This window comes from Microbispora sp. NPDC049633, from assembly GCF_040675265.1.
In the GTDB taxonomy this organism is placed as follows: domain Bacteria; phylum Actinomycetota; class Actinomycetes; order Streptosporangiales; family Streptosporangiaceae; genus Microbispora; species Microbispora maris.
Map to the genome: position 1 here is coordinate 1 of NZ_JBFAOO010000282.1, position 7292 is coordinate 7292.

A 7292-nucleotide genomic window follows, 5' to 3' on the forward strand; every position below is an offset into this window, starting at 1 on the left:
CACCCGCCCGGCCGTGCTGCTGGTGGACGAGCCGACCGCCGCGCTCGACCGCGCCCGCAGCGACGACATCGTCACGCTGCTCGCGCACGAGACGCACGAGTCGGGCGTCGCGACGATCATGGTCACCCACGATCACGAGGTGCTCGGCCACTGCGATCGCGTCCTGTCGATGGTGGATGGGAGACTGTCGGAGTAGACGACCATGGCGGAGGAGAGCAGGTGCCACGCATTCAGGCGGCTACCGTCGCCGAGCATCGGGCCGCCCAGCACCGGGCGCTGCTCGACGCCGCCAGGGAGATCCTCGCGGAGACCGGCCGGCCGCCGACGCTGACCCGGGTCGCGGAGCGCGCCGGGCTGGCCCGGCCCAGCCTCTACCAGTACTTCCGGTCCGCCGAGGACCTGCTCAACGCGCTGGTGGAGGACGTCTTCCCCCGCTGGTCGGCGAGGGTCGCCGCGGCGATGGACGCCGCCGCGACCCCCGCCGACCGCGTACTCGCCTACGTGCTGACGAACTTCGAGCTCATAGCCGAGGGTGAGCACGCGCTGGCCACCGTCCTCGCGGAGGTCGCGCCGGGCGACACGGTCGCCGAGCAGAGCCGGGCCATGCACCAGCAGCTCCTGGAGCCGCTCGTGGAGGCGCTGCGCGGCCTCGGCGTCGCCGCGGTGCCCGAGACCGCGGAGATGATCAACGCCATCGTGTTCGCCGGGTCCCGGTTGATCGAGTCCGGCACCGACCTGGAGACCGCCTGGGAGTCCGCACGGGCCCTGCTGGAGCCGTTCGTGCGCACCGCGGACAAGGCCGCCCACCCGTCCTGAACCGCCGGATCACGCCACCGGAGCGCTGTCGCTGCCGGGGACGCGGGCCGAACCCGCGGATCGGCAGGTGAGGCTCGATGAACTCAACGGCGAGAGCGCAGGCGGCGGGCCGGGACGGACAGCGCCACGGTCGCCAGCGCGGCCACCAGGAACGCGGCGAGCGCGGCGTTCATCCAGGGCTGGTGGACGAACCCGAGGGCCAGGCGGACGTCGGTCCAGAACCCGTCCCACCACCCGACCGTCGGGGTGGACGTGACGATCCAGTACGCCACGAACCCGAGGATCCACGGCACGACCATGAGCCACCGGGAGGGGGCGTCCTCGGCGGTGTTCCACCGGGCCGTCCCGCCGAGCAGGAAGTAGTCGACCACGAGGACGGCGAACATCGGCACGAAGACCGCCCCGATCACGCTCAGGAACGCGCCGTAGGAGTTCACGTCGGCGAACAGCGCGATAAGAGTCGTGAGCACGCCGATCACGATCGAGATCGCCCGGCGGTCCCAGCGCGGCGCGAGGTTCTGGATCGAGACGGTCGTCGAGTAGACGTTCGCAAACGACTGGTCGGCCTCGCGCAGCACCAGGATGCCGAAGAACAGGATCCCGAGCGGGGCGGCCACGAACGGCTCCCACACCTTGTCCGGGTCGTTGCCCACCAGGGCGAGCGCGGCGATGCCGAGCGCCAGGCACGCCACCTGGGCGATGGTGTAACCCGCCACCACGCCGGTGAACGCCGCGCCGCTCGACCGCGAGTGCCTGGCGTAGTCGGCGGCCATCGGCACCCACGACACCGACAGCGCGATGACGTAGTCGACGGCGGGGGCGAAGGCGTCCCAGGAGCCGCCCCCCACGGACGGCCCCTGGGCGAACAGGGCGACCGAGAGCCATATCATCGCGACCACCACGCCCGCCGTGACGTAGCGGCGCAGCAGCCGCAGCGCGCCGAGCGGCCGGATCGTCAGCGCGATCGTCAGCGCACCGGCCGCGACCGCCCACACCGCGTACGGCACCGCCGTGCCGAACAGGGCCTGCGCGCCGTTGGCGATGACCCACAGCTCGAAGGCGCCCCAGCCGAGCATCTGCACGATGTTCAGCACGGTCGGGATGTACGAGAGCCGGGCCCCGAACAGGCCGCGCAGCAGCACCATCGCCGGCCGGCCGGTCCGCGCGCCGGGGATCGCGGCCAGGCCGACCATGGCCGTGCCCAGCAGGCTGCCGACGACGGCGGCGAGCACCGCGGCGGTGAACGTCAGCGGCTTGCCGCCCAGGGGGTCGAGCAGGAACAGGGCCCCCGAGAAGCCGAGGAGACTGACGCCGAGGTTGGCCCAGAACGCGCCCTGGTCGAGCAGCCCCAGAGTTCTGGGGGCCTCCTCGTCCAGGGTGAGGGGAACCTCCGCGTGCGCGTCGTCGACGACGGCAGAAGCCATCACACACTCCCTACGCCGGCATTATCCGGACAGGTTCATGCGGTCGGCGGCACGACTTCGATCCGCCCTCTCAGCCCGGTCACGCCCGAGCTCCCGCGGGTATTGATGATGTCTTCGGGATTATGACACTTCTTTGACCGTTTTCCTACGCGGGGTAGGGCTTCTCACGCGACGTAGGGCGCCCCGCCGGTCTCGCTGACCATCGGACGTCCGACGGCCGCCCACAGCTGCATGCCGCCGTCCACGTTGACTGCGTCCCTGCCGATGTGGTTGAGCCACATCGCGGCGTGCGCCGACCGTCCGCCGACGCGGCAGACCACGTACACCGGCCGGTCGTGCGGCACCTCCTCCACCCGCGCCTGCAGCTCGGCGAGCGGGATGTGGACGGCGCCGGGCGCGTGGCCCGCCACCCACTCGTCGTTCTCACGGACGTCGAGCAGGTACGCGTCGTCGGGCAGGGCGTCAGGGGTGATTTCCGGCAATGTCATGCGCCCATTGTGGCCGCACGCCGCCGATGCCCGGGCCCATGCCGGAAGCTGTGACCCACGGTGATGCGCGGACGCTACTTGAGGAGGCGGGACAGCCGGCGGTCGGCCAGCGGCTTGCCGCCGGTCTGGCAGGTCGGGCAGTACTGCAGCGACGAGTCGGCGAACGACACCTCCCTGATCGTGTCGCCGCACACCTCGCACGCCTCGCCCGTACGGCCGTGCACGCGCAGGCCCGACTTCTTCTCCGACTTGAGGTCCTTGGCGGCCAGCCCCCTGGCCCGGCCGACCGCGTCCCGCAGCGTGCTCACGATCGCGTCGTGCAGGTCGGCGACCTGGCCGTCCGTCAGCGTTCCGGCGATCTTGAAGGGGGACATCTTCGCGACGTGCAGCACCTCGTCGGAGTAGGCGTTGCCGATGCCGGCGATCACCTTCTGGTCCCGCAGCAGGCCCTTGATCTGCGCCCGGCTGCCGCCCACGATCGTCTTCAGCACGCCCGGCGTGAAGTCCTCCGCCAGCGGGTCGGGCCCGAGGCCGGCGACGCCGGGCACGTCCCCGGGATCGCGCACCACGTACACCGCCAGGCGCTTCTGCGTGCCGGCCTCGGTGAGCTCGAATCCGGGGGCGCGGCCGTCCTCGCCGGGCGACAGCCGTACGCGGACCGCGAGCGGGCCCTTGCCCGGCCGCACCGGCCGCGCGCCCGTGAGGTCGTCGCGCCAGCGCAGCCAGCCGCCGCGCGCCAGGTGGGTGACGAAGTGCAGGCCGTCACAGTCGACGTCGAGGAACTTGCCGTGCCGCGCCACGCCGGTGACGAGCAGCCCGGCGAGCGCGGTGACGGGCGGGTCGACGGTCTTCAGAGCCTGGAAGGCGGTCACGTCGACCCCGATGACGGCATGGCCGACGGCGTGCTCGCGGAGGAACTCGGCGAGCGCCTCGACCTCGGGCAGCTCCGGCATGCCCTCACACTAACCCGGCCGGTTAAGGGACGTCCCAGAACGCGAGCTCGTGCTCCATGCCCCGGACGAACAGCTCCCGGGCGCGCGCCGGGTCGGGAGCCGCCTCGTCGATCATGACGGCGATGCGCTCGGCGAGGGCGGCGAAGCCGGGATCGGCGTAGGTGTCCACCCACGCCTTGTACCGGGGCTCGGCGGGCGGGTCGGCGGCCAGGATCCGGCCGAGCGTCGAGTAGCCCCACATGCAGGGGTACAGCGCGGCCAGGCCCTCCCCGTAGTCGGCGGCCGCCTCCAGCAGGAACGAGGTGTACGCCGCGCAGGCCGGGCCCTTCACCGCGCCGTCGAGGTCGGCGCCGAACTCGGCCGACAGCGACCGGTGCAGGTCCAGCTCGTCGTGCCAGGTGGCGTACGCGAGGTCGACGAGGTCACCGAGGTGGGCGTCCGGAGCCTGCCAGGCCAGCCGGCTGAACACCCGGACGTAGTCGAGCAGGTACAGGTAGTCCTGCTCCAGCCACGACCGGAAGACCGGCTCGGGCAGGTCACCCGCCGCGATTCCGCGTACGGTCGGGTGCGCGAGCTGGGCGTCGAGCATCGGCCGCCCGATGGCGTGCAGCTCATCAGATATTCCCATAAAGGCACATTCTGGCCTGGATTGGCGCGTTACGCTCGATCACGTGACACTGACGATCGCCGAGGAAGTGCTGCTGCTGGCCTACCGGGAGGACACCGGCAAGCCGATCATCGGGTCGATTGAGCTCGACTGCGCCCTGGCGGGCGCCCTGCTCGCGGAGCTCGCCGTACGCGGACGTGTCGGCTTCGACGGCAAGAAGCTGCAGGTCGAGAACGGCGCCCCGCTGGGTGACGAGGAGCTGGACGCGACGCTGTCCCGGATCATCGGCGAGGCCAGGCGGCGCGACGCCAGCTGGTGGGTGGGCAGGCTACGCATGGGCAGGCTGCGCAAGCGGCTGCTCACCCGCCTGGCCGCCCGGGGCGTGCTGAGCGAGCAGGAGGGCAAGATCCTGGGGATCTTCCCCACCACGCGCTATCCGGAGCTCGACCCGCGCCACGAGCAGGGCGTGCGGGAACGCGTCCAGAACGTGCTGACCGGGGCCGAGCCCGACGAGCGGACGGCGGTGCTGTTCGCGGTCATACACGCGGCCAAACTCGACCGTAAGGCGTTCCCCGGGGCGCCGAAGGACCGGGTCAAGGAGATCGCCCAGGGCCAGTGGACGGGCGAGGCGGTCCGCAAGACGATCGCGTCCGTGCACGCCGCCGTCGTCGCGGCCACGACCGCCGCGGCGGTCGCCGCCTCCGCCGGAGGCTGACTCCCGCCGCTCGTGCCGCGCACGCCGCACGCGCGGATGAGCGGCCGGGCGCGTCGGCACCGGCCGCCGCGGTTACTTGGTGATCACGTCCTTGGGCACCTGCTTGTCGGCGGCGAGCGCCTCGAACAGGCGCAGCGCCTTCTGCGTGTCCCACTTGACCACCGCCTGGCCGCCGATCGTCGGCAGCGAGCCGACCGGCACGGCGGTCGCGACGGGTCCCTCGCGCATGGCCAGGCCGACCGACAGCAGGTCGAACAGGCCGGTGCCGGGGTCGACGGCGACCGAGTCGGCCGCGTTCAGCGCCAGCGGGACCGAGGTGAACGGGTTGATCAGCGTGCCCGGGCTCGCGGCCTTCTGCACGACGGCCGAGAAGAACTGACGCTGCCGCTGGGTGCGCTCGAAGTCCGGGATGGCGCCGGTGGCCCGGGTGCGGACATAGCCGAGCGCGGTGCCGCCGTCCATGTCCTGGCAGCCCTTCTTCAGGTCGATCCCGGCCTTCGGGTCCTTGATGTCCTGCTTCACGCAGATGTTGACCCCGCCGACCGCGTCCACGATGCCGACGAACCCGCCGAAGCCGATCTCCATGTAGTGGTCGATCCGGATACCGGTCACCCGCTCGACGGTCTTGGCCAGGAGCTTCGGGCCGCCGAAGGCGTACGCCGCGTTCAGCTTGCCGCTGCCGTGCCCCTCGATCGGGACGTACGAGTCGCGGGGCAGGCTGACCAGGGTCGGCCGGCCGCTCTCGGGGATGTGCAGCAGCATCATCGTGTCGGTGCGCTTGCCGACGGCCTTGCCGGTGGCGAGCTTCCTGCGCTGCGCCGCGGTCAGCCCCGCCCGGCTGTCGGACCCGACCAGCAGCCAGTCCTCGCCCGGCGTCTCGGCGGGCCGTCCGCTGTAGTCGGTCAGCGACTCGACCGGCTTCAACCGGGACCCGATCCAGAAATATCCGGCGACGGCGGCGACGAGCAGGAGCACGACCAGCACCACGACGACCCGCAGAATGGTCCTGCCGGTCCGCCTCGGTCCGCGGCCACCGCCGCGCACGGCCCCGTCACGGCCCCTCGGCCCGCCGCCGCCACCGTGCGGGGCGCCGTCCCGGTCTCCGGGCTCGTGCCCGCTCCCGCCGAGCGGGCGGATCGGAGTCTCGCCGGAGCGCGGCTTGCCGTACACCTTGGAGCGGACGCGGGGGACCGTGTCCTCCCTGCCGGAACCCACCCGAGCGGCCGGAGCCTCCGCGCGAGGCTGTGCCACCGGGGGCTGTGCCTCCGAAGGCCGGGCCGTACGGCGGTACGCGCGGGTCGCCTCGTCCTCGTCGGCCACCTGAACCCCCAGCCCCTCAGCGTCCTTGCGCCTGCTTTGACCGCAGCGGCCGAAGTCTTTGCCGATGCGCCCCCTTCTTCACGGTACCCAGACGCCCTCTAAGCAGTCAGTAAAGGCTGCCGGGAAACACAGGAGAGATTCCAGCCGTTACGGTGGTATACCACCACGCGAAAGGATCGTCGTGTCCGTTTCGGACCCCTGGAGTACCTGCCCGTGCGCACGCACGGGATCTCATGATCGCACGGCGGGTGCCCGATGAGCGCCGCCATCGGCCTCCTGGCCGTGTTGCTCCTGACCCTGGCCACCGGGTTCTTCGTGGCTCAGGAGTTCGCCTTCGTCGCCGCCGACCGCGGCACCCTCCGCGAGCAGGCCGCGGCCGGTGACAGCGCCGCGCGCCGGGCCCTCGACATCACCGGACGCCTGTCGTTCATGCTCTCCGGCGCGCAGCTCGGGATCACCGTCACCACCCTGCTGGTGGGTTTCGTCGCCGAACCCGCGATCTCCAGTGTGCTGCGCGGCCCTCTCGAGGCCGCCGGGCTGCCCGGTGCGGCCGTCCCCGGTGTCGCCGTGGCCCTCGGTGTCGCGATCGCCACGATCGTACAGATGATCATCGGCGAGCTCGCCCCCAAGAACCTCGGCATCGCCCGGCCCGACGACGTCGCGAAGTTCCTGTCTCGCCCGACGCACGTCTACCTCATGGTCGCCGGGCCCGTCATCCGCTTCTTCGACGCCTCGGCGACCCGGCTCGTGCGCCTGTTCGGCATCGAGCCGGTGGAGGAGCTCGAACACGGCGCCACCCCCGAGGAGCTGTCGCGCATCGTGACGGAGTCGGCCGCGGCGGGCGAGCTGCCGCCCCGGCTGGCCGACATGCTGGAGCGGGCGCTCGAGTTCGGCGACCGCACCGCCGAGGACGTCATGGTCCCCCGCCCGCGCGTGGTCTCGCTGCGCGCGGAGTGGCCGGTCGCCGAG

General features: G+C 72.0%; 8 protein-coding genes, 1 pseudogene and 1 riboswitch. Of the genes and pseudogenes, 4 read left to right on the top strand and 5 right to left on the bottom strand.

Annotated features, from left to right (window positions below; all coding sequences use genetic code 11):
• Both AB0J39_RS36715 and AB0J39_RS36720 read left to right on the top strand, forming a co-directional pair.
• A pseudogene (locus AB0J39_RS36715) lies at positions 1-196 on the top strand (ABC transporter ATP-binding protein); the annotation flags it as partial.
• Between the two features lie 23 nt (positions 197-219).
• On the top strand, positions 220-816 hold the full coding sequence (locus AB0J39_RS36720; RefSeq protein ID WP_363473319.1) for a helix-turn-helix domain-containing protein: 597 nt from the start codon (positions 220-222) through the stop codon (positions 814-816).
• Positions 817-899: 83 nt separating this feature from the next.
• On the opposite strand, the gene AB0J39_RS36725 is transcribed toward AB0J39_RS36720, so the two are convergent.
• The 4 genes from AB0J39_RS36725 to AB0J39_RS36740 form a co-directional block, all read right to left on the bottom strand.
• Positions 900-2240: a cytosine permease gene (locus tag AB0J39_RS36725; RefSeq protein WP_363473321.1), complete on the bottom strand. Its 1341-nt coding sequence runs from the start codon at positions 2238-2240 to the stop codon at positions 900-902.
• Positions 2231-2347, bottom strand: a riboswitch (TPP riboswitch). Its footprint overlaps the gene before it by 10 nt.
• A gap of 57 nt (positions 2348-2404) precedes the next feature.
• Positions 2405-2728, bottom strand: a complete 324-nt coding sequence (locus AB0J39_RS36730) for a rhodanese-like domain-containing protein (protein WP_363473323.1) — start codon at positions 2726-2728, stop codon at positions 2405-2407.
• Between the two features lie 74 nt (positions 2729-2802).
• Complete coding sequence (locus tag AB0J39_RS36735; protein WP_363473325.1) at positions 2803-3681, bottom strand: DNA-formamidopyrimidine glycosylase family protein; 879 nt, start codon at positions 3679-3681, stop codon at positions 2803-2805.
• A gap of 22 nt (positions 3682-3703) precedes the next feature.
• Positions 3704-4309, bottom strand: coding sequence for a TenA family protein (locus AB0J39_RS36740; protein WP_363473327.1), 606 nt, complete (start codon positions 4307-4309; stop codon positions 3704-3706).
• A gap of 43 nt (positions 4310-4352) precedes the next feature.
• Here AB0J39_RS36740 and AB0J39_RS36745 point away from each other — a divergent pair, with 43 nt between their 5' ends.
• Entirely contained in the window at positions 4353-5003 is a 651-nt protein-coding gene (locus tag AB0J39_RS36745) for a GPP34 family phosphoprotein (RefSeq protein ID WP_363473330.1), read from the top strand.
• Between the two features lie 72 nt (positions 5004-5075).
• Here AB0J39_RS36745 and AB0J39_RS36750 read toward each other — a convergent pair whose 3' ends face one another.
• Complete coding sequence (locus AB0J39_RS36750; protein WP_363473332.1) at positions 5076-6323, bottom strand: LCP family protein; 1248 nt, start codon at positions 6321-6323, stop codon at positions 5076-5078.
• A gap of 255 nt (positions 6324-6578) precedes the next feature.
• Here AB0J39_RS36750 and AB0J39_RS36755 point away from each other — a divergent pair.
• Positions 6579-7292: CNNM domain-containing protein (locus AB0J39_RS36755; protein WP_363473334.1), on the top strand; the 714-nt coding region annotated here is incomplete at its 3' end.